Below are 25,979 nucleotides of genomic sequence, written 5' to 3'. Positions count from 1 at the left end.
GGCGTTACTCGTCGCCGAGGATGCCGCGGTGGGTCATCTTCTCGGGGTCGATGACCGCGTCGGCCTCGTCCTCGTCGAGGTAGCCCTTCTCGACGACGACCTCCTTCACCGTCTTGCCCTCCTTCAGCGCGGTCTTCGCCGCGTCGCTCGCCTTGTCGTAGCCGATGTGGGGGTTGAGTGCCGTGGCGAGCGCCATGCTCTGTTCGACCGCCTCTTCGCAGTGCTCGGCGTTGGCCTCCAGCTTCAGGACGAACCGCTCGGCGAACACCTCGCTCGCGTTCGACAGCAACTCCGCGGACTGCAGGAAGTTGTGCGCGAGGACGGGCTTGTAGAGGTTCAGGTCGATCTGGCCCTCCGCCGCGCCGGCCGCCACGGCGGCGTCGTTGCCGACGACCTGCTTGTGGACCTGGTTGACCGCCTCGGCGACGACCGGGTTTATCTTGCCGGGCATGATGGAGCTACCGGGCTGGTTCTCCGGCTGCTCGAGTTCGCCGAGCCCGTTGCGCGGGCCGGACGCGAGCAGGCGCAGGTCGTTCGCGATCTTGTTCAGCGAGCCGGCGACCGTCCGCAGCGCGCCGTGGGCCTCCGACATCGCGTCGTGAGCGGCCTGGGCCTCGAAGTGGTCGTCGGCCTCGCGGAACTCGATGCCCGTCTCCTCGCTGATGTACTCGGCCGCCAGCTCCGGGAAGTCAGGATGGGTGTTCAGACCGGTCCCGACGGCGGTGCCGCCGAGCGCGAGTTCGCTCAGGTGGTCCCGGACGAAGTCGACGCGCGCGAGTCCCTTCTCGACCTGCGTGCGGTAGCCCGAGAACTCCTGGCCGAGCCGGACCGGCGTCGCGTCCTGGAGGTGCGTGCGACCCGTCTTGACGACGCCGTCGAACTCCTCTTCTTTCGTTTCCAGCGCACCGCGCAGCGTGTCGAGCGCGGGGGTGAGGTCCTTCTCGACGGCCTCCAGGGACGCCACGTGCATCGCGGTCGGGATGACGTCGTTGGAGGACTGGCCGAAGTTGACGTGGTCGTTGGGGTGGACGACGCGGTCGCCGACCTCCGCGTCCATGATCTCGGCGGCGCGGTTGGCGATGACCTCGTTGGCGTTCATGTTCGACGAGGTCCCGCTGCCGGTCTGGAACACGTCGACGGGGAACTGGTCGTCGTGCTCGCCGGCGATGACCTCGTCGGCCGCCTCGACGATGGCGTCGGCCTCCTCCTCGTCGACGAAGCCGAGGTCGTGGTTCGCCTGCGCGGCCGCCTTCTTGACGATGCCCAGCGCCCGGACGAAGCGCCGCCCGAACGTGATGCCGCTTATCGGGAAGTTCTCCACCGCGCGCTGGGTCTGTGCGCCCCAGTAGGCGTCCGCCGGAACCTGCATCTCTCCGAGGCTGTCCTCCTCGACGCGGAACTCGTCGTCGGTCATACCGGTTCGCACTTGGTCGGCAGCGGGCGTAAAACCCTCCGGAACGCGTCGAGGCGAACGCGGCAATATGGGCCGTCGTCCACCTGCAGGTGTATCGGGACGACACGGGAACCGGGGCCTGGGGGAAGCCTGTCCCGTGCAAGGCCGAACGACCTCGTCTACATACCGTTCACTATGTCTATAGTTAATTCATAAATTATAAGTAAACACCTTCTGACATGGACCACATAATGTCGGACGGTAAATCAAACCGGAAGTTAACTCGACGGAAAGTACTCAAATCCGCCGGTGCTGGTGGCGTCGTCGCGACGACTGGGCTCGCCGGTTGCATGGGGAACGACGGCAGTGACGGCAACGACGGTGGCAAGTCGGAGACGATCGAGATCACGGGCGTGTGGTCGGACGCCGAGGAGAAGGACTTCCTGAAGGTCACCGACCACGTCGAGAGCGAGTCCGAACTCTCGATCGAGTACCACCCGCGGACCACCGACAGCTTGCTGACCGGGACGCTGATGGACTACGAGTCGGGCGTCGCTCCCGCGGACGTCGTCGTGATGCCGTTCCCGGCACGCATCAACTCCGACGCGAAGAACGGCCACCTGGCGTCGGTTGGCGACGCCTGGAAGCCGAAGAACTTCGCGGTAGAACCGTCCCGGGTCACGGTCGACGGTGAGGTCTACGCCGTCCCGTTCAAGATGGACCTCAAGCCTGGATTCTGGTACCGGAAGTCGTTCTTCGAGGAACACGACCTCTCCGAGCCGAAGAGCTACGACGACTTCCTCTCGCTGCTCGACACGATCTCGGGCATCGAGGGCGTCGACGCGCCCATCGCGTCCGGGAACGGCACCGGATGGCCGCTGAGCGACATCACGGAAGGGTTCTTCATGCGACAGAAGAACGGCGCACAACTCCAGCAGGACCTCATCTCCGGCGACGCCAGGTTCACCGACGAGCGCGTGAAGACGGCGTTCCAGGAGCTCCAGTCGCTCCACCAGAAGGGGTACTTCAGCAAGACGCGTAACTTCAGCGTCCAGTACGAGTACTTCTGGAAGAACAGCCTGCCCCTCTACTTCATGGGGTCGTTCACGCCCGCCCAGAAGGCGGTGAAGGACCCGTCGGACCTCGGCGTCTTCCGCCTCCCGGGCGCGAAGGGTATCTCCTCCAGCGTGAACTGGCTCACCGTCCCGAAGTACTCGGAGAAGACCGACGCCGCACGGAAGGCCGTCGAACTGATCGCATCGAAGGAAGGCCAGCAGGCCTGGGTCGAGCAGGGCGGTTTCATCGCCTCGAACACGAAGGTTCCGGACGACGCCTACCAGATCGAGGTCATGTCGAAGCTGCCGGACATGGCCAACGAAGTGACCGTCGTGCCTGACCTCGACGACGCGCTGGGTAACCCCTTCCAGGAGGAGTTCTGGGCGCAACTGAAAGGCTTCTGGTCGACGCCTGACAAGAACATCGGCGACATCGTCTCGGCGCTCGACTCCGCCCACCAGAAGACGCTCGATAAGTGACCGTGCCAGCAACTCCAACCGACGGCGGGAGCTACGACGGTTCCCGCCTCCGACAGATCGCCGACGGCTTCGATCTCGAGGAGTTTCGCCGCCGGAACCGGGTCGCCCTCGGGATGGACGGCCTCTACCTGGTCACCATCGGGTTCTTCGCGAACATGTTCGTCCGAGGGGTCTGGCCTGCAGCCATCGCCGCCATCCCGATGGCGGCGCTGCTCTACTTCGGCTGGAGTTCCTCGAAGCCGTTCTTCCTCGCCCAGCTGCTGACGATCGCGGTCGTCGCCACCGCGACCGTCGCGAACGTGGTCCCGCTCTAGAACCGCGGAAGCCTTCTCCGCTCGACGACGACCACGCGCTTCTTCTCGACGCGTCCCCGTTCCTCCACTCGGTCCGGCCCGTCGTCTTGCTGACTCGACAGGTTTCGACGCGCTGTCCGTCGAACGGCGGGGGGACCGGACGGGGTCAGTCGGCCACCGCTCCGATCATGCCCCGCTTGTAGTACCGTTGCAGGAAGACGAACAGCAGGATGGGGACCGCCATGGTCATCACCGAACCGGCGGCCACGAGCCCCCAGTCGACCTGCAGGCGGCCCTTCAGCAGCGGCAGTACCTGCGGGGCGAGGTAGGAGTCCGAGGACCGCATGAACACCATGGGGAAGAAGAAAGAGTTCCAGACCCAGGTGAACTGGATGACGGCCACGGAGACGAGCGCCGGCGTCGCGAACGGGAGGATGATTGTCCGGAATATCTGGTAGCGAGACGCGCCATCGATGCGTGCCGCCTCCTCGAGTTCCTCGGGCAACCCGAGCAGGTAGTTCCGCAGGAACATCACGACCCATCCCATCCCCCAGCCGACGTGGACGAGCATGAGTCCGAGGTAGGTGTCGAACAGCCCGATCTCACGGAGTGTGTTGTAGTTCCCCATCGCGACGAGTTCGGGCGGGGCCGCCATCACCATGATCATCAGGAAGAACAGCGTCTTCCGCAGCGGGAAGTCGAAGCGCGAGAACGGGTAGGCGGCCATCGCGCCCAGTAGCGTCACGATGAGCACCGAGGGAACGGTGACGATGGCGGTGTTGAGCAACGCCTGGGCCATCGGGGCCGACTCGAACGCCAGCGCCTCGCTGTAGTTGGAGAAGGTGACGGTCATCCCCTGCACGTGCCACCAGCCGTCGACGATCTCGGAGAGTGGCCGAATCGAGGCCATCACGATGCCGAGCAGCGGCACGACCCAGAGCACTGCGATGGCGATCGCCACCCCGTATCTGGCGGTCCGGGTGAGCGACGGGAGGTCGTTCAGGACCGTCGCCAAAAGATTGCGTTCGTCGTCCGATGCGGCTTCTGACTGTGGATCGACCGGAGCGTGATTCTCGTCCATGTCGTATCAGTCCATTCGTGCGATGTACGCGGCGAGCGGCAGTGCGAGCGTCAGTTCGATGAGCGCCACCACCATCGCTCGCCCGTACTCGATCGGGATCGAGAACGCCGACCTGAACACCTCGAGGCCGAGCACCGAGTACACGTGGTTCGGACCGCCGGACGGACCACCGGCGGCGTAGACGATGGCGAAGATGCGGAGGACCCAGATCATCCCCATGATGACCACGACGGCGGTCACCGGCTTGACCAGCGGCCAGATGATGTCCGTGAACCGCCGGACTGGACCGGCGCCGTCGATGCGCGCGGACTCGAGCAGGGCAGGGTCGATGCCGGCCAGCGCCGAACTGTACAGGAGCATGCTGAAGCCGGTCTGGACCCAGACGCCGCCCGCGATGAGACCGTAGATGGCCAGTTGCGGTTCCTGGAGCCAGTTGCGGACCTGCCCTTCCATCCCGACGACGCGGAGGAGTTCGTTGAAGATGCCCGCCTGCGGGTCGTAGATGAACAGCAGGACGAGTCCGATGACGACCGTCGGGGTAGTGAAACCGAGGAAGACCATCGAGCGCAGGATGCGTTTCCCCCGGAGGTCGGCGAACAGGAGCGCGAGCGCGAGCCCCAGAACGGTGCTCAACGGGACGTGGATCACCATCCACAGGAGGTTCTGCGGGAGCGCCCCCATCGGGAACTCGAACGCGGCGAGGTTCTGCCAGTCGATGATGAGCGGGTCCGAGAGCGTCTGCTCCCAGTTCTGCAGTCCGACGAACCGACCCATCTCGAACGCGTCCCACGAGAAGAAGCTCCCGACGACGGAGTAGGCCATCGGCGACACCGAGAAGACTGCGAACAGGGCCAGTCCCGGGAGCATGAAGACGAGGATCGCCTTCGTCTTCTCCCAGTCGACGTCGGCGTCGAGGTTCGAACTGATTGACTCTTGGATGCTCATGCGTGCTCGCCCAGGAGGTTCCCGCTCTCGTCGTACAGGTAGGCGTCGTTCGCCTCGAAGGTGACGTGGACGTCGTCGCCCCGCTCGATGGCGGTCGTCGGCACCTTCGCCCTGATCGAACTCCCGCCGGCGTCCACGGTGACGATGGTGAACTCACCGAGCGGTTCGACCATGGTGACGGTTCCCCGTATCGCCCGCCCGTCGTCCGACGAGTCGGCTGTCACCGAGAGGTCCTCCGGCCGGACGCCGAGCGAGACGGGCCCGGGGTCACCGTCGACGTCGACCGGAACGGAGTTCCCGTCGGCGAGTTCGACGGTCCCGTTCCGTCGCGTGCCCTCGACGAGGTTCATTGGTGGCGACCCGATGAATCGGGCGACCCACTCCGTCTTCGGGCGCGTGTACAGTTCCTCCGGTTCGGCGACCTGCCGGATCGTTCCCCCGTTCATCACGGCGATGCGGTCGCCCATGCTCATCGCCTCCTCCTGGTTGTGGGTGACGTAGACGGTGGTGACGTCGAGTTCCTCCTGGAGCCGTTTCAGCTCCGTGCGCATCTCCATGCGCAGTTTCGCGTCGAGGTTCGAGAGCGGTTCGTCCAGGAGGAAGACGGCGGGTTCGCGGACGATGGCGCGGGCGAGGGAGGTCCGCTGGCGTTGCCCGCCCGACAGTTCCTCCGGCTTCTTGTCGACGAGGTCCTCGATGTGGAGCAGTTCGGTCGTCTCGGCGATGCGCTCGTCACGCTCCTCCGGTGGAACGTCCCGTATCTTCAACGGATACTCGATGTTCTCTCGCACCGTCATGTGGGGGTAGAGCGCGTAGTTCTGGAACACCATCGCCACGTTCCGGTCGCTCGGCGAACTGTCGGTGACGTTCCTGTCGCCGAAGTACACCTCCCCTTCGGACGGACGTTCCAGTCCTGCGACGAGCCTGAGTGCAGTGGTCTTCCCGCATCCCGACGGTCCGAGGAGGACGAGGAACTCACCGTCGTCCACCTCGAGGTCTATGGCGTCGTTCGCTACGGTGTCCCCTCCATCGAAGTATTTGGTAACGCTCCGCATCGAAATACGGGCCATATTGTCCAACGTTTTCATTTACTCCATTTATAATTAATCATTCCTCGGGTCGGACGGTACTGGACGAACGCGTCACGGGTCGAACTACCGTTCCATCAGGAGACCAGCTGAATGGACGAATTACGTTCACTCGATTGTACTCGCCACTGACAGGTGTTGCTTCCATCACCCGGACCGGCGATTCAGCAGGTCGGTCCACTCTGCTCGTCGGGGACGTCCCGTCGGCGTAACCCGAAAGTGCATCTCTGGTTCTCGGCAGATATTTATATTATTTTCCGTGAACCGGTACAACAATGATAGATAATATCCGCGAGCCTAGTCGTTCTAACTGCTTGATACGTTCGGTGTTTCGGACGGTTCAGGAGGAACGGTTGTTCGACGACCAGAAGACGTTCGCCGACGCGATCCCCGGCGAGGACCCCGCCGTCATCGAGGAACGGTTCGACGAGCGGCGGGACTCCCCCGACTTCGACCTGGCGGAGTTCGTCGAGACCCACTTCCACGTTCCTGAACCGATCGACGTCGACGTCGACGAATCCGCCGTCGACCGACTGGACCAGTACATCGACCGACTCTGGAGTTCTCTTTCGCGCACGTTCGACGGCAACCTCGCGGATTGCGGGACCCGCATCTCGCTACCCGAACCACACGTCGTTCCCGGCGGTCGCTTCCGCGAGATGTACTACTGGGACAGCTACTTCATCGCAGAGGGGCTCGCCGCGTCGGGCCGCATCGACCCGATCGAGGACATGGTCGAGAACTTCACCAGTCTCATCGACCGGTTCGGATTCATCCCGCTGGGCAACCGCCTCTATTACAACAGTCGGTCGCAGGTGCCGCTGTTCTACCGTATCCTTCGGCTCCTCGAACGGGAGCGGGGCTGGTCGGCGATACGGCCACACGTGCCGCGACTGGAGCGCGAGTACGAGTTCTGGACGGCCGGCAGCGACGAACTCCAGGACGCCGACGGGTGGGCCACGCATCGACGGGTCGTCCGGACGCCCGACGGCACGACGCTCAACCGGTACTGGGACGACGTTGCCGCTCCGCGACCGGAGGCGTACGACCACGACCGCGAACTCGCCGCCTCGGTCCCGGAAGCCGACGAGAAGCGGCTCTACCGCGACGTCCGGGCCGCCTGCGAGTCCGGCTGGGACTTCAGCAGTCGGTGGCTCCGTGACCCCGACGACCTCTCGACCATCCGAACGACGGAACTGGTTCCGGTCGACCTCAACGCCCTGCTGTACGGCGTGGAGTCGTCGCTCGCGGAGTGGCTCGACGTCGCCGGCGCGCCGGAACGGGCCCGGCAGTACGAGGCGACAGCGGCGAGTCGCCGCGAGACCATCGAGGCCGTCTGCTGGAACGACGAGGCGGAGTTCTACGTGGACTACGCCTGGACCGACGGGCGGCCGTCGGAGCGGTTGACGCTCGCGGGCGTCGTCCCCCTGTTCACCGGTGTCGCCTCCGAACAGCGGGCGGCAGCGGTCGCCCGTCGACTCCGCGAGGCGTTTCTCGTCGACGGCGGACTGCTGACGACGCTCCACGAGACGGGCGAACAGTGGGACCGGCCGAACGGCTGGGCACCGCTCCACTGGATGGCGGTCGTCGGACTGCGGCGCTACGGTCACGACGGCCTCGCGGCGGAGATAACCGACCGCTGGCTCCGTCTGAACCGGTCGGTGTTCGACCGGACGGGCGAGATGGTGGAGAAGTACGACGTCTGCGACGGGACGCACTCGCTGGACCACGGGGAGTACCGGCTCCAGTACGGGTTCGGGTGGACGAACGGCGTCGTGATGGCGCTTCGACAGCTCCGTGCGACCGACGACGGCGGTGTCGTGGAACCTTCCCACGACTGATCGAGACTGTCGTCAGTCCGGCGTTGACGGTCCACGCCGGGTCCCCGTGTAACGGTCGTGCCGTCGTCCGATATCTGTCGTTCCGCTCTCGATTGTCCTATGATAGACACTCACTCGTCTTTGAATAAAACTTAAGAATCATTAAGTAGCACCGTCCATTACTTGGGGCACGTCTCCCGGTGAGACAAATTATGACAGACGGCAATCACGAAGAACTGACGCGGCGCACCTACGTGAAAGGAGCCGGCCTCGCCGGCGCGGCCGGCCTCGCCGGTCTCGCGGGCTGTACTGGCGGCGGCGACGGCGACACCTCCACCACCTCCTCCACCACCGGTGACGGTGACGGCGACTCGAGCGGTGGCACGACGCTGAAGATCCAGCACTGGTGGACCGGCGGCGACGGTTCGAAGGCCGTCGAGGCCCTGTTCGAGGGGTTCGAGGAGAAACACTCCGACATCTCCATCAAGTCCAATCCCGTCTCCGGCGGCGCGGGCCAGAACCTGAAGAACGTCATCAAGAAGCGCATCCTCAACAACAATCCGCCGAGCACGTGGCAAGCGTGGCCGGGCAAGAACCTCACGCCGTTCGTCGAGGCCGACAAGCTGAACGGCATCGGCGACTCGGTCTGGTCGACCAACGGCATGAAGGACAGCTACCTGGCGGGGCCGAAGAACGCGGCCAAGCTGAACGGCTCGTTCTACGCCGTTCCGCTGAACATCCACCGGCTGAACAACCTCTTCTACAACGTCGAGGTCGTCGAGGAGGCCGACGTCGACCCGTCCAGCATCTCGAAGCCGAGCGACCTCGTGGCCGCGATGCAGCAGGTCGAGGAGCAGACGGACGCCGTGGGGATGGCCCACCAGACCAAGTCCGCGTGGTCGACCGGCCAGCTCTGGGCACAGGTCCTGCTCGGTGAGGCGGGCGTCGACACCTACAACGCCTTCACCAGCGGCAAGGTCGAGGCGAACGAGGCCGCCGTCAGGAACGCCCTGTCCATCGTCAAGGAGTACGAGGAACTGTTCAACGAGGACGCCGGGTCGCTGACGTGGCAGAAGGCCAACGGTCGGCTCATCGACGGCAAGGCCGCCTTCTTCCACCAGGGCGACTGGGCGGCCGGCATGTACCGCTCGGAGGACGGCTTCGAGTTCGAGAAGCAGTGGGGCCACGTGCCGTTCCCCGGCACGGAGGGCATCTACTCGCTCAACATGGATTCGTTCGCGTTCCCGAAGAACAACCCCACGCCCGAGGCGACGAAGAAGTTCCTGCAGTACGTCGGCTCGGTGGACGCCCAGAAGCGGTTCAACCCGAAGAAGGGCTCCATCCCGCCGCGCACCGACGTCCCGCAGGACGCCTTCGGGCCGTTCCTCACCCAGCAGATGGACGAGTTCAAGAACTCCAGCGCGCAGCCGCCGTCCATCCAGCACGGACTGGCGATGCCGCCGGAACAGTTGACGAAGTTCGAGGAAGCGATGAAGACGTTCACGTCGGACTGGAACGTCGACAAGGCGTACAACAACCTCACCCAGGTCTTCGCGTAGTCAAGCCAGTCAACTACGATTTTTCACATGAAGCGACTATATCAGAAACTGCGTCGGATGCGCGGGCGGGAGGAGGTGCGCACGGACGGCGGCGAGGTGGCACAGGAGCGCGTCCCGGCGGAGGAAGGGTTCGACACGTCGCTGCTCCGCAGCGAGTTCGTCCAGAGCCTCCCGTTCTGGCTGCCGCCGTTCCTGTTGATGGGCTTCTTCGTCTACGGCGCCATCGGCTGGAACCTGATCATCTCGCTGACCGACTTCGGGGGGCTACAGCTCCCGACGTACGAGGTGTCGGCGTTCGACCTGGATATGTACCGCCAGGCGTTCTCCGACCCGACGTTCTGGACGGCCGCGCGCAACACGATCGTCCTGATGGTGGCGTTCACGGTCGTCTGCCTCGTCGTCGGACTGCTGCTGGCCATCCTCGTCGACCAGGGCATCCGGTTCGAGAACACGTTCCGGACCGTCTACCTGCTGCCGATGAGCCTGTCGTTCGTCGTCACCGCGAAGTTCTGGGCGTGGATGTACAACTTCAACAACGGGATGATCAACGTCACGCTGCGGCGGCTCGGGCTGGACTTCCTCGCGATGAAGTGGATCTCCAACCCCGACCTGAAGCTCGCGGCGGTCGTCTTCGCGCTCATCTGGCAGTTCAGCGGGTACGCCATGGTCGTCTACCTCGCTGGCCTCCGCGCCATCCCGACCGATCACTACGAGGCGGCGCGCGTCGACGGCGCGAACACGCTCCGGATGTACTGGCGCGTCATCGTCCCGCAACTGCGGGCCTCGACGGTGAGCGCCGCCGTCGTGCTGATGGTGTTCGCGCTGAAGGCGTTCGACTTCCTGTACGTCATGTTCGGCGACAACCCCGGACCCGCGGCCGACATCCTCGCGACGATGATGTACCGGGAAGCGTTCGGGTCGAACAACTGGGCGTACGGGTCCGCCATCGCGCTCGTCCTGTTCCTGATGGCGCTGGCGGTCGTGACGCCGTACCTCTACAGCGAGTACCGGCGGGGTGAACTATGAGCGGGCCGCCCGCCGCGCCGGAACCGGAGACCGGCGACAGCTCGCGCATCAGCAGCGTCGCGGCGACGCTCCGGGAGACGAGCAACCGCCGCATCGCACTGTACGCGGTGCTGGCCTCGCTCGCCGGCTTCTACCTCGCACCGCTGGAGGCCGGCATCATGACGGCGTTCAAGACGGCGAGCTCGTTCAACAGGACCGTCCCGTTCGCGCCGCCGGGGCCAGGCGGGTTCACCGTCCAGCCGTGGCTGACCGCCTTCGACGCGCTGCTCCACGGCCTCGTCAACAGCCTCATGCTCGCCATTCCCGCGACGATACTGTCGGCGCTGCTCGGCAGCCTCGCGGCGTTCGGGCTGACGAACGTCGACTGGAAGTACCAGATGCCCATCGTCGCGCTGTTCGTCGCGGGCATCTTCATCCCCTACCAGGCGGTGCTGGTGCCGCTGTCGCGGCTGTTCGCCATCGTCGACACGCAGTCGCTGCTGTCGCCGCTGTGGGGGCTGCCGTTCATGCGCGAACACTACGCGGTCATCCTGAACCTCATCGTCACCCACGTCGCGTACGGCATCCCGATCACGTTCCTGCTGTTCCGGTCGTACTACCGGAACTTCTCCGAGGAGATGCTGGAGGCCGCGCGCCTCGACGGCGCGAACCTGTTCAGCATCTACCGGAACATCGTGTTGCCGCTCTCGAAACCGATGTTCGCGGTGACGCTCATCTACCAGTTCACCCAGATCTGGAACGACCTGCTGTTCGCGCTGGTCATCCTCCCCGGCGGCGCCGGGGCGGCGGAGCCCGTGACCGTCGCGCTGACGAACCTCAGCGGGGGCATCATCCAGTCGTACAGCCTCCAGATGGCCGGGGCCTTCGTGGCGGCGATTCCCACGCTGATCGTGTACGTCATGTTCGGCGAGAAGTTCGCGAAAGGTGTCGCAGGACAATGAGAACCAACGTTCACACCACGCAACGACGGAGGATAGCATAATGGCCGAACTCACGCTCGACGGAGTCACGAAGCACTTCGACGACGACGGCGACCGCATCGTCGCGGTCGACGACGCGAACGTCGACATCGGCGACGGCGAGTTCCTCGTCCTCGTCGGTCCCTCGGGCTGCGGAAAGTCGACCACGCTCCGGATGATCGCGGGACTGGAGACCGTCTCGCGCGGCGAGATCCGCCTCGACGGCGAGGCCATCGACGACCAGCCACCGACGATGCGCGACATCGCGATGGTGTTCCAGTCGTACGCGCTCTACCCTCACATGACCGTGCGGGAGAACATGCGTTTCGGCCTGGAGGAGTCGACGGACCTGCCGGACGACGAGATGGACCGGCGCGTCGAGGAGACTGCAGAGATGATGGGCATCGGCGACCTGCTGGACCGCAAGCCCGGCGAGCTGTCGGGCGGCCAGCAGCAGCGGGTGGCGCTCGGCCGCGCCATCGTCCGCGACCCCGAGGTGTTCCTGATGGACGAACCGCTCTCGAACCTGGACGCGAAGCTCCGGTCGCAGATGCGCACGGAGCTCCAGCGCCTCCAGGAGGACCTCGACGTCACCACCGTCTACGTCACCCACGACCAGACGGAGGCGATGACGATGGGCGACCGCATCGCCATCCTCGACGACGGCGAACTCCAGCAGGTCGGCACGCCGCTTCAGTGTTACCACCAGCCCGCGAACCGCTTCGTCGCCGGCTTCATCGGCGAGCCGTCGATGAACTTCTTCGAGATGCGCCGGGACGGCGACCTGCTCGCCGGCGACGACTTCGAGTATCGCCTCTCCGCGGAGTCGGCCGACGCCCTCGGCGACGCCGACCGCGTGACGCTCGGCGTCCGCCCCGAGGACGTCGAACTCGTCGGCAGCGCGGACGGCGACCACGACTTCCGGACGACGGTCGACGTGGTCGAACCGATGGGCAACGAGAACAACGTCTACCTGACGTTCGGCGACGCCGCCGACGAGGAGGCGCGGACGTTCGTCGCCACCGTCGGCGGGATGCAGGCCGTCGACGCCGGCGAATCGGTCGTCGCGCGCATCCCCGAGGACGCCATCCACCTCTTCGACGCAGAGACGGGCGAGGCGCTCAAGAATCGGGACCTAGACGCCACCGAGATGTCGACCCCGAGCCTGTGACGGCGCGGCCGGGGTATCGGTCTCTTCCGCTCCGACCGCGTTCTGCAGTTCCGCCCTGAACAGCCGGTGGAGCCGGCGGGCCTCGTCTTCGTCGACGTCGTGAACGGTGGCGCTCCTGTCGAACAGCAGTGACGAACTGGCCGTGTCGGCGGTCACCGACGCCAGCCCGAGTCGCCGCTGGAAGATCGTTTGCCCGGTTATCGCGGTCTGGAGCCGGTAGAACGGGACGACGTGTGTCGTCCGTCGCCAGAATCCCGTCCGAACGAGAACGTGTCGATCGCCGACGGCGTAGCCCCGACTGGCCCACTTGCAGTGAGCCGCGACCGGGACGACGGGGGCGAGCGCGAGCGGGAGATACCAGTACTCGAACCCGCCGACGGTCACCGCGACGGCGTAGCAGACGGCGGCGAGGGCGAGGACGGCGAGGGCGTACCGGACGACGTACCGTCGCCTCGCGCGGGCGGGCAGTCCCCGGAACGACGGCTCTCCGAACGCTTCGAGTCGCCGGGCGACCGACAGCGTTCGTTCGCGCGACGCCAGCGGCACCGCGACGTCCCGGTCGTCCGCGTCGGCCTGGCTGTATCCCGCAGTCTCGACGCGAAGGCCGGCGTACCCCAGCGCGCGGTGGACGACGTTCTCGGTGACCGTGAGTCGCTGGACCTTGTCGAGTGGGATTGAGCCGCTGTAGCGCTGGAGCAGGCCGCGGGCGTATAGCAGGTCGTCGCTGGACCGGCCGAGCGTGAAGTCGTAGTAGCCCGCGAACGCGTACAGCGTCCCGACGACCCATCCCGCGGCGGCGGTCGGGGGGGCGGCGACGACCAGCAGCACGAGCGCGGAGTCGGGGGTGAGAGCGTCGAGCGCGAGCGCCGGCGGACCGCCGAACGGCCGGGCGACCGAGACCAGTCGCCGAGCGAGGGCGTCGCCGAGCAGCGGGACCGCTGACAGCGTCAGGACGACCCAGACGACGCGCACGGACCCCAGCGAGAACAGCGCCAGCTCCGAAAGTGAGAGTTCGAACAGGAGCGATCGTTTGTCGTCACGCGCCGTCGGAGAGTCCGGCGACGCGGTGTCGGGGGGGTCGTCGCCGACCGACCGCACCGCGGCCTGGATCCGTTCGGCCTCGCTCCGCGACACGAATTCGAGGGTCGCTTCCGTCGCGCCGCCGCCCGCCGTCTCGACGCCGACGCTCGCGAGGCCGAGTGCCCGGTCGAGCAGGTCGCGCGTCACGTCCACGTTCTGGACGCGACGGAACGGTATCTCGCGCTCGCGTCGGGCCAGGACGCCGGAGTGGATGACGAGGTGCGCGTCGGTGAGTTCGTACTCGAACCGGTAGTACGCCGCCAGCCCGTAGCCGATCCCGGTGACAGCCCCGAGCGGAAACAGGACCAGCACCGTGTCCACGCCGACGAGGTTCACGAGAGAGAACATCGACCCGGCGAAGAACCCGACGCCGCCGAACTGGATCGCGTGCCCGACCGAACGAAAGACGGCGGTGACGGGATGCCGTCGCTTCATACGCCGTCCTCCGGTTCGCTCGCAGTCGCGAGCGTTCGAAGCCGGTCGCGAAGCGCTCGCGCCCGGTCCGGCGGCAGTCCGGGGACGGTCACGTCTGCGCCGCGCGACCCTGCGGTGTAGACGACGACGCTCGCCAGGCCGAACGCGCGTTCGACCGGGCCGTGCTGGGTGTCGACGTGCTGGACGCGCACGTACGGAACGCTGCTCTCTACCCGCTTGACGACGCCGCGTTCGAGGTATAGCGCGTCCTCCTGGACCTCGTACCGCCAGACCCGGTACCGGAGGAAGGCGAGTCCCACGCCGCCAACGGCGACGCCGACGGCGAGGAGGACGGGGAGCCACGTTCCGACGTGGAGGACGTTCCGGTCCAGTATCGCGACCGCCACGCCGAGGACCGTCGCGACGACGACCGACGCGACAGACCAGACGGTGCGGACCGTTGGATGGAGGGGTTGCATACCGAAATCAGTCGGCGGTCTGTCAGTTATAGGTTGGTGACTCGACCCCGTCGCGCTACCGTTCCTCGTACTCCTCCGGCGTGTAGGTCTTCAGCTCCAGGGCGTGGATGTCGGTCGTCATGTGCTCGCCCAGCGCGTCGTACACGAGCTGGTGCTGGTCGACGAGCGTCTCGCCCTCGAACGCCGGCGAGACGACCGTCGCGGCCAGGTGGTCCTCGTCGTCCACGCCGCGCGGCTGGGTGACGGTCGCCTCGGCGTCCTCGATGCCCGACTCGATGAGCTGTTCGACGTCGTTCGCGTCCATGGCGGACCGTATCCCCGCGACGACCAAAAACAGACGGGTCCCACCCGTTCAGTCGAGCCGAGTGACGTCGTCAAGTCGCCCGACCGTCTTCGAGTCGGGGTCGCCGTCCCCGTCGTCGACGACCCGCTCGACCGTCGGCTGGCGGTAGTCGGCGTACACGTCGACGTCGACGTCGTCGTCGACCGCCACCGTGAACTCCCGGACGTCGTCCTCGGGCCGCCAGACGCGGGTCACCTCGCCGTCGGCCTCGCTGGTGGGCCCCGACCCGCCGCGGGCCGACCACGCGAGCCTGACGCTCATCGACTCCTCGACGTCGTCCGGTCGCAGCTGCCGGTCGTCTCCCATGCCCGGTCGTTGCTCGTCGCCACCCCTCAGTCCTTCGGCTCCGGCGACATCGCGGGATTTAATTTCTCGCATCATAACCGCCGAACGATGCCCTCCATCCCACCGCAACTCCGCGCGTTCGTCAGGCCGGCGGCGACGTTCGGCGACTGGACGCCGTCGCTCGGCGTCGCGCTCCTTCTGGTGATGCTCGCCGGCGCGGCCAACGCCTACGGGGTCGCACAGACCGCGGGCGTCGTCGGCGAATCGGTCTCCGGGACGGCGACCGTCGACAACCCCGCACGACCGCCGGACGCCATCTGCGAGGGCTACTTCGGCGACGACGACCCGCCCGCCGACTGCGACCGCCCCGGGACCATCGAGAAACGACTCGACCGGGTCGCCCGCAATGCGGTGAACGCCGGCGTCCCGCAGGCGCTGCTCACGCCGTTCGCGGTGTGGGTGCTCCTCGCGGCGCTGTTCGCGCTCGTCACCGGCGAGGCCGGACGACCGGACGGCGAGACAGTCGAGCAGTTCGGTGAGTTGCTGGTCGTCACGGCGTGGGGCGTCTCGCCCGCGTCGCTCCGCTATCTCGCCCGCCCGCTTGCAGTCTCGGGGGTCGTCGAGGGCTGGTCGCATCCGACGACCGTCGACGCGCTGCGAACGGCCGCACGGGACGCAGCGACGGTCACCGACTCGACGGCCTTCCTCGCGCTGTTCGCCGCGACGCTGGCGTGGCAGGCGTTCGTGCTCGCCGGCGCGCTCCGGGGCGTCCGCGACGTCTCCCGGGGTAGTGCGGCAGTCATCGCCGGCGTCCCGACCCTCGCCGCGTTCGGGTCCGCGGTGGTCGTCGGCCCGTTCGCCTACCCGACGGCGATGCCGAACGTCCTCCTCGGACTCCTCGTCGTCGGCGTCGGGACGGTCGGCTTCCTCGTCGCGCGGACGTTCATCGCCGTCGAGACGTTCTTCGACCTCGTCGGGATGCGGCAAAGCTCCGCCGAGCCCCACGACTGGTACGTCTGGCTCCACCGGGCGGGCGGCGTCGGGGTGATGGTGCTCGGGTTCGCGCTGTTCGACGGGCTCCGGTACCTCTAGGTCCACCTGTCGAGGCCCGTCTGGACGACGGCGTCCTCGATGCGCTCGAACCCGCGCTCGACCTCGTCGGGGTCCACCTCCCACTCGTCGGTCACGTACTCGCGCGCCGCGTCGACGTCCGGCTCCATCTCGGCGTCGAAGGCGACGTCGTCGGTGACGTCCGGGTCGAGAAAGAGCTGGCGAAGGCGCTCGGCCTGGTCGATGGTCTCGCCGCGCGCTTCGAGAACGGCGTGGAGGTCGCCGTGCTCCCGGACGTCCTTCAGCGCGGTCTTGGGGCCGACGCCGGAGACGCCCTCGTTGAAGTCGGTGCCACAGAGGATGGCGGCGTCGACCAGCTGTTCCCGGCTGATGTCGTGCTCGGTCAGCGTCGCGTCGAGGTCCATCAATTCGGGGTTCCCCTTGCTCGTGAGCTGGCGGAGCGTCAGCGGCGCGCCGAACAGCAGCGCGTCGTAGTCCTCGGTGCCGGCGTAGTCGACGGCACCCGTCGCGGCCATGTGGGCGGCCTGCGCCTCCCCTTCCGCCGGCGCCTCGACGTACGGCACGTCCAGCAGGTCGAGCAGGTCGCGCGTCGTCTCCTGGATGACGTCGGTCAGCCGCTGGGTGTGGGCGTCCAGGCGGGCCACCTCCAGTTCGTCGCCGCGCTCGCGGGCCGCTTCCAGGCGCTCCTCGCGCTTCTCGCGCGCCTCGCGGCGGCTCTCGATCTCGTCGCTCTTGAGTTCGGTCACCGCGCCGTCGAAGACGAACACGGGCGTCAGGTCGTGCTCGAAGAACTTCGGCAGCCCCTGGACGACGCCGACGAGGTTGGCGACCTCGGTGCCGTCAGCGGTCGTGTACACCTCGTCTCTGGTCCACTTCACCGTCGTCGTGAGGTACTTGTAGAGCCAGTTGTGCGCGTCGACCGCGACGAGCGAGCCGTCGAGGTCGTCGAAGGCCACCTCCTCGATGACCGCGAGTTCCCGGAGTGCAGCGTTACCCATGCCTGAACGGTAGGGAACCAGGGGGTTTGAAAGCTACCGCTCGCGCCGGGCGGGCAGTTCGGACGGCTTGCGCGCCCCGCAGGGCATCGTTGCTCGCCGTGCGACCCGACAGGAAAAGGCGTTTAACGCCACGCCGTCGACTTCGGGTATGGTCGAGAAAGTCATCTGGCCCGCCTACGTCGACGCGGACCTCTCCCGCAGCGACGGGCGGCGGGTCCCCGAAGACGTCGCCGTCGAGGAGCCGACGGTCGACGAGATAGCGCAGGCGGTCCAGCAGGTCGGCTACGACGCCGTCATCGAACGCGACAAGGCGTACTCCCGCGAGGGCTGGAACGAGCGCGGGCGCGTGCTGGTGAAGAACGCCGACGACTCGTCGAAGAACGACCTAATCCAGGCAGTAGCCGCGTACGTGGCGGCGCTGCGCGACTGATGCGGAAACTCGGCGACGTGACCCGGACGGCGCAGGGGCTCGCCATCGTCCGCTCCCCTGGCGAGGAGTACCCGGACCTCGGCACCGCGGTGGTCGACGAGCAACTGGACGACGTCGGCCGCGTCGTCGACGTGTTCGGGCCCGTCGAGCGACCGTACCTCGCCGTCTCGCCGGCGGACGACGTCCCCCTCGCGTCGCTCGTCGGGTCGAAGCTGTACGCCAGGTAACCCGCGGCGAACTGGACGGTTTTTTACCCTTCGGCGACACAGAAGCGACCAATGAGCGAGTACGACTACGAGGACCTGGGGCTCGTGGCCGGGCTGGAGATCCACCAGCAACTGGACACCGAGACGAAACTGTTCTGCCAGTGTCCGACCGAACTGCGCGACCCCGAAGACGCCGAGCGGTCGTTCGCCCGCTACCTGCACCCGACCCGGAGCGAACTCGGGGAGATCGACGAGGCGGCGCTGGAGGAGAGCCAGATCGACCGCGAGTTCGAGTACCTCGCCTACGACACCACCTGCCTCGTCGAGGAGGACGACGAACCGCCGCACCGCCTCGACGACGAGGCCCGCGAGGTCGTGCTCGAGATCGCACAACTGCTCGACATGGACGTCGTCGACCAGGCCCACGTCATGCGGAAGATCGTCGTCGACGGCTCCAACACCTCCGGGTTCCAGCGCTCGACGCTGGTCGCCCGCGACGGGGCCATCGAGACGAGCGAGGGTCCCGTCGGCGTCGAGGACCTGATGCTGGAGGAGGAGAGCGCCCAGCGCGTCGAGGAGCGCGAGGACGGCGTCCAGTACAGCCTCGACCGCCTCGGCATCCCGCTGGTCGAGATCGGCACGAAGCCCGACATCAGCACGCCGGAACAGGCCCGCGAGGCCGCCGAGCGCATCGGCATGCTGCTGCGCTCGACGGGCGAGGTCAAGCGCGGCCTCGGCACCATCCGCCAGGACGTCAACGTCTCCATCGCGGACGGAGCGCGCGTCGAGATGAAGGGCGTCCAGAGCCTCGACGACATCGACGACCTGGTCCGCAACGAGGTCGAGCGCCAGGTCGAACTGCTCGCCGTCCGCGACGAACTCCAGGACCGCGACGCCGAGGTCGGCGAGGTCCAGGACGTCACGGCCGTCTTCGAGAACACCGACTCGGGCGTCGTCCGCGGCGCGCTCGACGACGGCGGCGCGGTCACCGCGGTCCCGCTCTACGGCTTCGACGGTCTCGTCGGCCGCGAGATACAGCCCGACCGCCGCCTCGGCACCGAACTCTCCGACCACGCCAAGCGCCACGGCGCGGGCGGCATCTTCCACACGGACGAACTCCCCGCCTACGGCGTCACCGAGGACGAGGTCGCGGCGCTGCGGGACGCCGTCGACGCGGGCGAGGACGACGCCGTCGCCATCGTCGCCGCGGCCGAGGACGTCGCCCGGAGCGCCATCGAGGCGGCGGCCGAGCGCGCTGAAGTCGCCATCGAGGCGGTCCCGGAGGAGACGCGCGGCGCGAACGAGGACGGCACCTCCCGCTACCTCCGCCCGCTCCCCGGCGCGGCCCGGATGTACCCCGAGACGGACGTGCCGCCCGTCGACCTCGACCCCGCGGAGGTCGAGGAACCTGAGCTGCTCACCGAGAAGGTCGACCGCTACCAGGACGAGTACGGTCTCGACGCGGGCCTGGCCGAACAGGTCGCGTACGGTCGCCGAATGGCGCTGTTCGAGGCGGCCGTCGCGAACGGCGTCGACGCGACGCTGGCCGCCGGCACCCTGGAGAGCACCGTCACGGAGCTTCGGCGCGACGACGTCCCCGTCGAGAACCTCACCGACGAGCACTTCCTCGACGCGCTGGACCTCGCCGCCGACGGCGAGGTGCCGAAGGGCAACGTCGACGAGTTGCTCGTCGCGCTCGCGGAGGATCCCGACCGCACTGCCAGCGAGGCCGTCGAGGCGGAAGGACTCGGCGCCGCGGCCGAGGACGAGGTCCGCGAGGCCGTCGTCGAGGTCGTCGAGCGCAACGGCGACCAGGTCGAGGCCGAGGGGATGGGCGCGTTCTCGGCGCTGATGGGCGAGTGCATGGGCGCGCTCGGCGGCCAGGCCGAGGGCGACCTCGTCAGCGAACTGCTCCGCGAGGAGATCCAGAAACGCGCCTGAGCGGGCGCAGTTGCAGGGGCTGCTTTTCGGACAACGGTCCGTGGTCGCGAGCGGCGAGCTAACGGACCGGTAAGCGTCGCAGAAAGGAGTCTTCCAGTACGGTCGTCAGGCCATCCGCGAGGCGGTGCGGCGGACGGCGGCGACGGCCTCCCGCGAGACGACCGACCAGCGCGGTTCGCTGACCGTCTGGGAGACGTAGTACGCGACGCCGACCATCACCATGGCGAAGATGGCGTCGGTGAGCCAGTGGACGCCGAGGTACAGCGTCGAGAAGACGATGGCGAGCGACAGCGTCCCGACGGTGTAGGCGTACGCGGTGTCGGCCTTGCGGGCGTACAGCGCCGCGAGCAGCGACAGGCCGGTGTGGAGGCTCGGGAACGCCTTCACGAGCGTGTCGGTCGAGTGGATGCCGTAGCGGATGGCCGGACTGAGTTCGTACATCAGCGGCTCGACGGTCGTCAGGTACAGCGACGACACCTTCACCGGGAAGAGGACGAAGAAGGGCACCGCGGTCAGCACGAGGATGACGTACGCCACCGCGTACCGGCGGGCCTCCTCCTCGTCGTGGGCCTTCAGCTTGAAGTACGTGAACAGCACGACGAACGGGAAGCCCGCGAGGTAGACGACGGTGAACAACATCGTCAGCGGCGTCGAGGCGATGGCCTGGAAGGCGACCACCGTCGCTCCCTCGATGGCGTAGATGACCCCCGTGAACGTCCGGCCCACGTGGAAGTGGAGCGCCAGGGTGTTGACGCCCTGGGTGACGACCCACGCCACGCCGAGGTACTTCCAGTCGGTGCGGAGGAACTCCACGAACAGGGTCCGGAGGCGTTCCTCCGGGAGGAACACCCGCTTCCCGACGAGGAGGAGGGCGACGCTCGGGACGGCGACCAGCAGGGTGAACTGGGTCCCGAGCGGCAGGGAACCGAAGCGGCTGAGGAGGGCGGTCAGCATGACTATTCCCTTGTTGTCACGACTGGCCCTAAATACTTTATCTATCGCTGTCACCACTCGCGGCAGGTAAACTGCCGCATTCGTCCCCCAGAACCGACACCTCGCGGGATGCGTCGAGGTTCGTCGACGTGCCGGTTCGAACCTACTGCGTCCGCGGCGGGTCGGCGGCCTCGGCACGTTCCGTGGCACGCCGGAGAACGCCGCGCAGCGTCGCTATCTCGCGCCCGGTCGGGTGCGCGCGCCCGACGAGGCGCCGGACCAGTCGCATCGTCTTGTCGCGTTTCTCCTCAGGGTGGTCGATAGCCGCGAGCAGGTCGGCGAACCCGTCGTAGAACCCTTCGATCGCCGCCTCGTCGGCGCGCTCGCGCTCGACGTCGGGGTGCTGGGTCTCGTCGACGGTCAGGTCACGGAGTTCGTACAGCGTCACCGTCGCCGCCTGCCCCAGGTTGAGCGCGGGGTAGTCCGCGCTCGCCGGGATGGAACACACCTGGTCGACGCGCGCCAGTTCCTCGTTGGTCAGCCCGTTGGACTCGCGACCGAATATCAGCACGACGTCTGCCTCCGCCTCGGCGAGGCTGTCGGCGAGTTCGGCGGGCGTCTCGAACGGGAAACGGACGTGCTTGCGCGCGTCCTCGTTCGTCGTCGCCGTCAGCCCGACGGTGTGGTAGTTCGCGACGAGCTCGTCGAACGTCACCTCGTCGTAGTTCGGGAGGACGTCCTCGCGGGCCTGGCCGGCGAACCCGTACGCCTCGCTGTCGCGGTCGAGTTCCGGCGGGTCGACGATCTTCAGGTCGTCCATCCCGAAGTTCTTCATCGCACGCGCGATGGTGCCGACGTTGCCCGGCGTCTTCGGTTCGACGACCGCGACGGCCGGCTTCATGAGGGGTAGTCCTGGTCGACGTCCACGTCCCGGAGGTCGATCTCCTCCTTCGGCTCGCCCGTGTCGACGTTCATCGCCTCCATGTCCGGGTCCGGCGGTTCGGGGAGGTCCGCCGGGTCGGTGTCGACGTGCTCGACGCCCTCGTACCCCTCCGGTGCGCGACCGCCGTCGGCGAACCACTCGTGGAACTCGTCCTGGAGTTGCTCCTCACCGCGGTACTGCTTGCCACCCTCCTCGAAGTACCAGTAGAGGAAGTCGCGCTCGTGCTCCCGGCAGACCGCCGCCTCGTAGTGCGGTTCGCCGTACACCACCTCGATAGGGTTGCACTTCTGGATCTCGGCGTCGCCGTGGATCAGCCAGCACGCGTCGCAGGGCGACCCCACGAGCGCCGTCAGGCGCACGAGTCGCTTGCGGGTGTCCTCCGACATCTCGTCCATCGGACGGTACTCGCCGTCCTCGGTGAACACCTCCTCCTCGTCGAACCGCCAGCCGCGAAGCCCGATGCTCACTTTACCCATCACTCCAAGCTATCGACCCCAGCGACAAAAAGAGCGCGTCTGCGACTCGACGGGATGGTGGCGACGTGACCCGCGAAGGCCGCACCGTCGACCCGCTCCGCGGCCGCGGGGACCGACACACTGCCGAGAGTCGAGGTTGGTCGTTCATCGAATACTCAAGCGTTCGTTCATCCTAACGACGAGAAAACTAACGCCAGGTACATCGAAAAACTATAGTTCGCATCCTCGTTGGGACAATTCTTTTAATCGAGTGTTCGCAAGCCGCAATCCCATGTCTCGACCGACAGGTCAGGCGGCCGAGGAAGACGAGTTAGTGAACGACCAGAACGCGGACGTCGACCCGGCCGTGGATCGCGACGTCGACGACGAGTTCGAGGACGACATCGACCTGGACGACGCGGACGAGGACCTCGTCGAGACGGACCTCGAAGACGAGGCCGCGAGCGAGATCCAGGACTCGCTGCTCGAACTGTACGATTCCTCGGAGGAAATCGCCGGCAGCATCCGGGAGATAACCGACCTCGCCGAGGAGCAGTCCACCGGGATGCAGAGCGTCGCCGAGGAGGTGTCGGACCTGAGTGCGGCGGTCGAGGAGGTCGCCTCCTCGGCCGAGGAGGTCTCCTCGGCGAGCACGCAGGCCCGCCGCCGGGCGCGCGAGGGCCAGGAATCGGCCGGGGAAGTCGTCGAGACGATGGAGGAGGTCCGCGAGGCCGCCGACGAGGTGACCCGGGAGATGGAGACCATCCAGCAGCGCATCGACGAGATAAGTTCCATCACGGACGTGATAAACGACATCGCCGACCAGACGAACCTGCTCGCGCTCAACGCCAGCATCGAGGCCGCCCGCGCGGGCGAGGCCGGCGACGGGTTCGCGGTGGTCGCCGAGGAGATCAAGGACCTGGCGGTCGAGTCCCAGGAGCAGGCGGCGGACATCGAGGAGATGGTCGACCGCATCGAGGCCGACACCGAGAACGCGGTCGAGAGCCTCGACCGCAGCAACGAGAAGATCGACAGCGGTATCGACGAAGTGGAATCGGCGATGAACCGCCTCGACGAGATCGGCGATTCGGTCGAGGAGGCGACGCTGGGCATCGAGGAGGTCGCCGAGGCAACCGACGAGCAGGCCGCCAGCGCCGAGGAGGTCGCCGCCATGGTCGACCAGACCACCGAGAACGCCGTCCAGATCGGCGAGGAGACGTCCGTCATCTCCGAGGAGATAGAGGACCAGACCGAGCAGATAGCGGAGATAAACGAGGAGATGAAGGATTTCACTGGCTGAATTTAGCACCCATCAGAATTCTTAACCGGATTCGACCGGACGCATCTTCCACGTATGGGACTCGCCGACGTCCCGTTCCGCGCGGCCGGGGAGGCCGGGCGATGAACGGCGCGACCGACGACACCGTCCGACCGCGGTTCGAGTCGCTGGGCGAGTCGGGCGTGCTGGTCGACGACCCCATCGACAACGTCCGGTTCGCCTTCCACTCGCCGTCCCGCATCGCTCCGCGCGCCGCCGACCCGGACGAGTTCCTCTTCCCCGTCGACGCCGCGGTGTCGTTCCGTACGTCGGCGCTGACCATCCCCTCGCTCGTGAACGTCATCGTCCGGGACCGGACCGGCGACATCGTGGCCGACTACTCACCGAACGACGGCGAGCAGCGACTGCCCGAGGCCGCCCACTACCTCGAACTCAGTAGCACGCCGATGAAGCTCTACCTCGTCGTCGAGCGCGGCGACGCGGTGCGGCGCGCGGGCGACCGGGTCAGGGTGGACCTCGATGGTGAGGAGACGGTACGGATCGGCGCGCGGTCGTTCCACGAGGGGCCCGCGGGGACCGTCACGGTGACCGACGACGTCCGCGACGCGATGGACGCCGTCTCGCTGCTCGGGTCCGCGCTGAAGACGACCGACTGCGAACGGTCGTTCCAGACCCTGCGCGGCCACCCGCCGCTCGTCGAGCGCGGCGAGACGTTCTCCGTTCCGGACGGCGTCGAGCGGCCGGCGACGGACGTGCGACTCGTCCTGCCGGCGGACCGCGGCCACGTCTACCCGGCCGCGTCGCTCGCGTACTACCTCGGTGCGGCGGTCGTGCCGGGGACCGACCCGCGCCTCGTCGCCGGCGACTTCGAGTACGCGCTCGACGGGCCTGGCGGGTACGAGGCGACCGTGAACCGGGTGCTCCGCCAGGTCGTCTTCCTCGACTGTCTGACGCGGACGGAGGGGTACTACGCGGTGGACCTCCACGAGCGCCAACAGGTCGAGCCGCTCGTCGACCTGGACTTCGCCGCGCTCTACGGCCGCCCGATAGCCGCGCAGGTGCGGGAGTACCTCTCCGTGCCGTACGAGACGCTGGCACCGCACGTGCCGGAGTGGCCACTCACGACCGACGTCGTCCCGGTCGCCGACAACGTGGACGTCCTCCCGTTCGTCGCGAGGGACCTCTCGCTCGTCCGCTGTCCCGACGAACCGTCGACGGCCTCGTCGACGTCGCCGCCCGGCGCGCTCGCCGACTTCTACCGGGGGCCGGCGGACGACGACCCGCCGACGGAGAACGTCGTCCGCACCGACCCGGTCGAGACCAGCGGCCACGCCTGGGTGGGCGACGGCTACCCGCTCGGCGGCGACAAGCTGACCGCGGACGCCTGCCGGCGGCGGGTCGAGCGAGACGTCCCCGACCAGTCGACCATCGAGATCCGCGTCGTCTGCAACGACCCGGCGATGAAAGCGGAGGGGGTCGTCAACGACCTGTACGGCTTCCGCGACCTGCTGGAGTACGACGTCGACATCGACTACGGGCTGGCGACGGACGAACTCGCCGACCTCCTCGGAACCTCGTTCGACTTCCTCCACTACATCGGCCACGTCGACGACGAGGGCATCCGCTGTCCCGACGGCGTCCTCGACGCGCGCACGCTCGACGACGTCGGCGTCGAGGCGTTCCTGCTCAACGCCTGTCGGTCGTACGAGCAGGCCGCCGCACTGGTCGAGAAGGGGAGCTACGCCGGCGTCGCCACGCTCTCGGACGTGTCCAACGACCTCGCGACGGAGGTCGGCCAGATCCTCGCCCGGTTGCTCAACTGCGGGTACACGCTCCGCGACGCGGTCGCCGTCGCCCGCGACCAGGTCCTCACCGGCTACCGCTACATCACCATCGGCGACGGCGGCGTCGAGCTCTGCCAGACCAACACGGGGGTGGCGCTGCGCGCGGCAGTCGAGCGCGGCGACGCCGCCGACTTCGAACTCGAGTTGCGGGCCTACGCGACGCCGGGGTACGGCATCGGGACGATGTACCTCCCGTACGTCGGCGACCTGGAGCGGCGCTACCTCTCGCCCGGCGTCATCGACACCTTCGGGATGTCCGCCGACGAACTCGACGACTACCTCGACATCACACTGATGCCCGTCGAGTTCGAGGGCGACCGCTACTGGAGCGAGGAGACGTCGGTCGACGACCTCCGCGCGAGGCGGTGAGTCGGCCGCCAGTTCCGACGGCGCTCCCGACTCCCGGCA

25 protein-coding genes are annotated in these 25,979 nt (G+C 67.3%); 13 read left to right on the top strand and 12 right to left on the bottom strand.

Features of this window, described 5'->3' with window-relative positions:
• Positions 1-4: 4 nt before the first annotated feature.
• Complete coding sequence (locus NKT36_RS14555; RefSeq protein WP_327051782.1) at positions 5-1,414, bottom strand: class II fumarate hydratase; 1,410 nt, start codon at positions 1,412-1,414, stop codon at positions 5-7.
• A 329-nt stretch (positions 1,415-1,743) separates the two neighbouring features.
• On the opposite strand from NKT36_RS14555, the gene NKT36_RS14550 reads away from it, so the two are divergent.
• Together NKT36_RS14550 and NKT36_RS14545 are read left to right on the top strand one after the other, a co-directional pair.
• The gene (locus tag NKT36_RS14550) at positions 1,744-2,928 is read left to right on the top strand and encodes an ABC transporter substrate-binding protein (protein ID WP_327051781.1); all 1,185 of its coding nucleotides are present in this window, start codon (positions 1,744-1,746) and stop codon (positions 2,926-2,928) included.
• 2 nt (positions 2,929-2,930) lie between these two features.
• The gene (locus NKT36_RS14545; RefSeq protein ID WP_327051780.1) at positions 2,931-3,242 is read left to right on the top strand and encodes a hypothetical protein; all 312 of its coding nucleotides are present in this window, start codon (positions 2,931-2,933) and stop codon (positions 3,240-3,242) included.
• 145 nt (positions 3,243-3,387) lie between these two features.
• On the opposite strand, the gene NKT36_RS14540 is transcribed toward NKT36_RS14545, so the two are convergent.
• Genes NKT36_RS14540 through NKT36_RS14530 form a run of 3 tightly spaced genes read right to left on the bottom strand, consistent with a single transcriptional unit; the run spans position 3,388 to position 6,302 of the window.
• Positions 3,388-4,302 carry a carbohydrate ABC transporter permease gene (locus NKT36_RS14540; RefSeq protein ID WP_327051779.1) on the bottom strand — a complete coding sequence of 305 codons (915 nt, stop codon included), beginning with the start codon at positions 4,300-4,302 and terminating at the stop codon, positions 3,388-3,390.
• 6 nt (positions 4,303-4,308) lie between these two features.
• Complete coding sequence (locus NKT36_RS14535) at positions 4,309-5,247, bottom strand: carbohydrate ABC transporter permease (RefSeq protein WP_327051778.1); 939 nt, start codon at positions 5,245-5,247, stop codon at positions 4,309-4,311.
• A complete protein-coding gene (locus tag NKT36_RS14530; protein ID WP_327051777.1) occupies positions 5,244-6,302 on the bottom strand; it encodes an ABC transporter ATP-binding protein in 1,059 nt (352 codons plus the stop codon). The genes NKT36_RS14535 and NKT36_RS14530 overlap by 4 nt, the downstream gene beginning before the upstream one ends.
• 386 nt (positions 6,303-6,688) lie before the next feature.
• Between NKT36_RS14530 and NKT36_RS14525 the strand changes: the two genes are divergently transcribed.
• The 5 genes from NKT36_RS14525 (at position 6,689) to NKT36_RS14505 (ending at position 12,870) form a co-directional block, all read left to right on the top strand.
• Positions 6,689-8,176, top strand: coding sequence for a trehalase family glycosidase (locus NKT36_RS14525; RefSeq protein WP_327051776.1), 1,488 nt, complete (start codon positions 6,689-6,691; stop codon positions 8,174-8,176).
• A 191-nt stretch (positions 8,177-8,367) separates the two neighbouring features.
• Complete coding sequence (locus NKT36_RS14520) at positions 8,368-9,714, top strand: ABC transporter substrate-binding protein (protein ID WP_327051775.1); 1,347 nt, start codon at positions 8,368-8,370, stop codon at positions 9,712-9,714.
• A 27-nt stretch (positions 9,715-9,741) separates the two neighbouring features.
• Positions 9,742-10,740, top strand: coding sequence for a carbohydrate ABC transporter permease (locus NKT36_RS14515; RefSeq protein WP_327051774.1), 999 nt, complete (start codon positions 9,742-9,744; stop codon positions 10,738-10,740).
• Positions 10,737-11,681 carry a carbohydrate ABC transporter permease gene (locus tag NKT36_RS14510; RefSeq protein ID WP_327051773.1) on the top strand — a complete coding sequence of 315 codons (945 nt, stop codon included), beginning with the start codon at positions 10,737-10,739 and terminating at the stop codon, positions 11,679-11,681. The genes NKT36_RS14515 and NKT36_RS14510 overlap by 4 nt, the downstream gene beginning before the upstream one ends.
• A gap of 40 nt (positions 11,682-11,721) precedes the next feature.
• Positions 11,722-12,870 carry an ABC transporter ATP-binding protein gene (locus NKT36_RS14505; RefSeq protein WP_327051772.1) on the top strand — a complete coding sequence of 383 codons (1,149 nt, stop codon included), beginning with the start codon at positions 11,722-11,724 and terminating at the stop codon, positions 12,868-12,870.
• Here NKT36_RS14505 and NKT36_RS14500 read toward each other — a convergent pair.
• The 4 genes from NKT36_RS14500 to NKT36_RS14485 are packed head-to-tail and all read right to left on the bottom strand — an operon-like array spanning position 12,835 to position 15,492.
• A complete protein-coding gene (locus tag NKT36_RS14500) occupies positions 12,835-14,385 on the bottom strand; it encodes a PH domain-containing protein (RefSeq protein WP_327051771.1) in 1,551 nt (516 codons plus the stop codon). The genes NKT36_RS14505 and NKT36_RS14500 overlap by 36 nt on opposite strands.
• The gene (locus tag NKT36_RS14495; protein ID WP_327051770.1) at positions 14,382-14,843 is read right to left on the bottom strand and encodes a PH domain-containing protein; all 462 of its coding nucleotides are present in this window, start codon (positions 14,841-14,843) and stop codon (positions 14,382-14,384) included. Before NKT36_RS14495 ends, NKT36_RS14500 begins: the two co-directional genes overlap by 4 nt.
• Positions 14,844-14,898: 55 nt before the next feature.
• Entirely contained in the window at positions 14,899-15,147 is a 249-nt protein-coding gene (locus NKT36_RS14490; RefSeq protein WP_327051769.1) for a BolA family protein, read from the bottom strand.
• A gap of 48 nt (positions 15,148-15,195) precedes the next feature.
• Complete coding sequence (locus tag NKT36_RS14485; protein ID WP_327051768.1) at positions 15,196-15,492, bottom strand: hypothetical protein; 297 nt, start codon at positions 15,490-15,492, stop codon at positions 15,196-15,198.
• 87 nt (positions 15,493-15,579) lie between these two features.
• Between NKT36_RS14485 and NKT36_RS14480 the strand changes: the two genes are divergently transcribed.
• Positions 15,580-16,563: a hypothetical protein gene (locus NKT36_RS14480; RefSeq protein ID WP_327051767.1), complete on the top strand. Its 984-nt coding sequence runs from the start codon at positions 15,580-15,582 to the stop codon at positions 16,561-16,563.
• Here NKT36_RS14480 and fen read toward each other — a convergent pair.
• Entirely contained in the window at positions 16,560-17,540 is a 981-nt protein-coding gene (gene fen / locus NKT36_RS14475) for a flap endonuclease-1 (RefSeq protein WP_327051766.1), read from the bottom strand. The two genes, NKT36_RS14480 and fen, sit on opposite strands and share 4 nt — an antisense overlap.
• A 148-nt stretch (positions 17,541-17,688) precedes the next feature.
• Here fen and srp19 point away from each other — a divergent pair, with 148 nt between their 5' ends.
• From srp19 to gatE, 3 genes are read left to right on the top strand one after another with little or no spacing between them, the layout of a single operon-like run.
• Positions 17,689-17,970, top strand: coding sequence for a signal recognition particle subunit SRP19 (gene srp19 / locus NKT36_RS14470; RefSeq protein WP_327051765.1), 282 nt, complete (start codon positions 17,689-17,691; stop codon positions 17,968-17,970).
• Entirely contained in the window at positions 17,970-18,197 is a 228-nt protein-coding gene (locus NKT36_RS14465; RefSeq protein ID WP_327051764.1) for an H/ACA ribonucleoprotein complex subunit GAR1, read from the top strand. Before srp19 ends, NKT36_RS14465 begins: the two co-directional genes overlap by 1 nt.
• 51 nt (positions 18,198-18,248) lie before the next feature.
• Complete coding sequence (gene gatE, locus NKT36_RS14460) at positions 18,249-20,117, top strand: Glu-tRNA(Gln) amidotransferase subunit GatE (RefSeq protein WP_327051763.1); 1,869 nt, start codon at positions 18,249-18,251, stop codon at positions 20,115-20,117.
• Between the two features lie 105 nt (positions 20,118-20,222).
• Here gatE and NKT36_RS14455 read toward each other — a convergent pair whose 3' ends face one another.
• The 3 genes from NKT36_RS14455 to NKT36_RS14445 all read right to left on the bottom strand — a co-directional run bounded on the left by NKT36_RS14455 (position 20,223) and on the right by NKT36_RS14445 (position 22,469).
• Complete coding sequence (locus tag NKT36_RS14455) at positions 20,223-21,071, bottom strand: phosphatase PAP2 family protein (RefSeq protein ID WP_327051762.1); 849 nt, start codon at positions 21,069-21,071, stop codon at positions 20,223-20,225.
• A 142-nt stretch (positions 21,072-21,213) separates the two neighbouring features.
• Positions 21,214-21,951, bottom strand: a complete 738-nt coding sequence (locus tag NKT36_RS14450) for an RNA methyltransferase (protein ID WP_327051761.1) — start codon at positions 21,949-21,951, stop codon at positions 21,214-21,216.
• Positions 21,948-22,469, bottom strand: coding sequence for a hypothetical protein (locus tag NKT36_RS14445; RefSeq protein ID WP_327051760.1), 522 nt, complete (start codon positions 22,467-22,469; stop codon positions 21,948-21,950). Before NKT36_RS14445 ends, NKT36_RS14450 begins: the two co-directional genes overlap by 4 nt.
• A 271-nt stretch (positions 22,470-22,740) precedes the next feature.
• Here NKT36_RS14445 and NKT36_RS14440 point away from each other — a divergent pair, with 271 nt between their 5' ends.
• Entirely contained in the window at positions 22,741-23,748 is a 1,008-nt protein-coding gene (locus NKT36_RS14440) for a methyl-accepting chemotaxis protein (protein ID WP_327051759.1), read from the top strand.
• 101 nt (positions 23,749-23,849) lie between these two features.
• Positions 23,850-25,940: a hypothetical protein gene (locus tag NKT36_RS14435; RefSeq protein WP_327051758.1), complete on the top strand. Its 2,091-nt coding sequence runs from the start codon at positions 23,850-23,852 to the stop codon at positions 25,938-25,940.
• Positions 25,941-25,979 lie beyond the last annotated feature (39 nt).

Origin of the sequence: Halomicrococcus gelatinilyticus, from assembly GCA_024227995.1 — an archaeon.
Classification (GTDB): Archaea; Halobacteriota; Halobacteria; order Halobacteriales; family Haladaptataceae; genus Halomicrococcus; species Halomicrococcus gelatinilyticus.
The sequence above is the reverse complement of the archived record's forward strand: the minus strand, read 5'-3'. Positions and strand labels throughout refer to the sequence as shown.

What these genes read in the sequence shown, in the direction of transcription:
- NKT36_RS14450 (WP_327051761.1), bottom strand. Translation starts at nt 21,951, where the DNA reads ATGAAGCCGGCCGTCGCGGTCGTCGAACCGAAGACGCCGGGCAACGTC.
- NKT36_RS14540 (WP_327051779.1), bottom strand. Translation starts at nt 4,302, where the DNA reads ATGGACGAGAATCACGCTCCGGTCGATCCACAGTCAGAAGCCGCATCG.
- NKT36_RS14485 (WP_327051768.1), bottom strand. Translation starts at nt 15,492, where the DNA reads ATGGGAGACGACCGGCAGCTGCGACCGGACGACGTCGAGGAGTCGATG.
- gatE (WP_327051763.1), top strand. Translation starts at nt 18,249, where the DNA reads ATGAGCGAGTACGACTACGAGGACCTGGGGCTCGTGGCCGGGCTGGAG.
- NKT36_RS14535 (WP_327051778.1), bottom strand. Translation starts at nt 5,247, where the DNA reads ATGAGCATCCAAGAGTCAATCAGTTCGAACCTCGACGCCGACGTCGAC.
- NKT36_RS14435 (WP_327051758.1), top strand. Translation starts at nt 23,850, where the DNA reads ATGAACGGCGCGACCGACGACACCGTCCGACCGCGGTTCGAGTCGCTG.
- NKT36_RS14500 (WP_327051771.1), bottom strand. Translation starts at nt 14,385, where the DNA reads ATGAAGCGACGGCATCCCGTCACCGCCGTCTTTCGTTCGGTCGGGCAC.
- NKT36_RS14465 (WP_327051764.1), top strand. Translation starts at nt 17,970, where the DNA reads ATGCGGAAACTCGGCGACGTGACCCGGACGGCGCAGGGGCTCGCCATC.
- NKT36_RS14495 (WP_327051770.1), bottom strand. Translation starts at nt 14,843, where the DNA reads ATGCAACCCCTCCATCCAACGGTCCGCACCGTCTGGTCTGTCGCGTCG.
- NKT36_RS14530 (WP_327051777.1), bottom strand. Translation starts at nt 6,302, where the DNA reads ATGCGGAGCGTTACCAAATACTTCGATGGAGGGGACACCGTAGCGAAC.
- NKT36_RS14505 (WP_327051772.1), top strand. Translation starts at nt 11,722, where the DNA reads ATGGCCGAACTCACGCTCGACGGAGTCACGAAGCACTTCGACGACGAC.
- NKT36_RS14445 (WP_327051760.1), bottom strand. Translation starts at nt 22,469, where the DNA reads ATGGGTAAAGTGAGCATCGGGCTTCGCGGCTGGCGGTTCGACGAGGAG.
- NKT36_RS14480 (WP_327051767.1), top strand. Translation starts at nt 15,580, where the DNA reads ATGCCCTCCATCCCACCGCAACTCCGCGCGTTCGTCAGGCCGGCGGCG.
- NKT36_RS14510 (WP_327051773.1), top strand. Translation starts at nt 10,737, where the DNA reads ATGAGCGGGCCGCCCGCCGCGCCGGAACCGGAGACCGGCGACAGCTCG.
- NKT36_RS14455 (WP_327051762.1), bottom strand. Translation starts at nt 21,071, where the DNA reads ATGCTGACCGCCCTCCTCAGCCGCTTCGGTTCCCTGCCGCTCGGGACC.
- NKT36_RS14440 (WP_327051759.1), top strand. Translation starts at nt 22,741, where the DNA reads ATGTCTCGACCGACAGGTCAGGCGGCCGAGGAAGACGAGTTAGTGAAC.
- fen (WP_327051766.1), bottom strand. Translation starts at nt 17,540, where the DNA reads ATGGGTAACGCTGCACTCCGGGAACTCGCGGTCATCGAGGAGGTGGCC.
- NKT36_RS14555 (WP_327051782.1), bottom strand. Translation starts at nt 1,414, where the DNA reads ATGACCGACGACGAGTTCCGCGTCGAGGAGGACAGCCTCGGAGAGATG.
- NKT36_RS14550 (WP_327051781.1), top strand. Translation starts at nt 1,744, where the DNA reads ATGGGGAACGACGGCAGTGACGGCAACGACGGTGGCAAGTCGGAGACG.
- NKT36_RS14520 (WP_327051775.1), top strand. Translation starts at nt 8,368, where the DNA reads ATGACAGACGGCAATCACGAAGAACTGACGCGGCGCACCTACGTGAAA.
- NKT36_RS14490 (WP_327051769.1), bottom strand. Translation starts at nt 15,147, where the DNA reads ATGGACGCGAACGACGTCGAACAGCTCATCGAGTCGGGCATCGAGGAC.
- srp19 (WP_327051765.1), top strand. Translation starts at nt 17,689, where the DNA reads ATGGTCGAGAAAGTCATCTGGCCCGCCTACGTCGACGCGGACCTCTCC.
- NKT36_RS14515 (WP_327051774.1), top strand. Translation starts at nt 9,742, where the DNA reads ATGAAGCGACTATATCAGAAACTGCGTCGGATGCGCGGGCGGGAGGAG.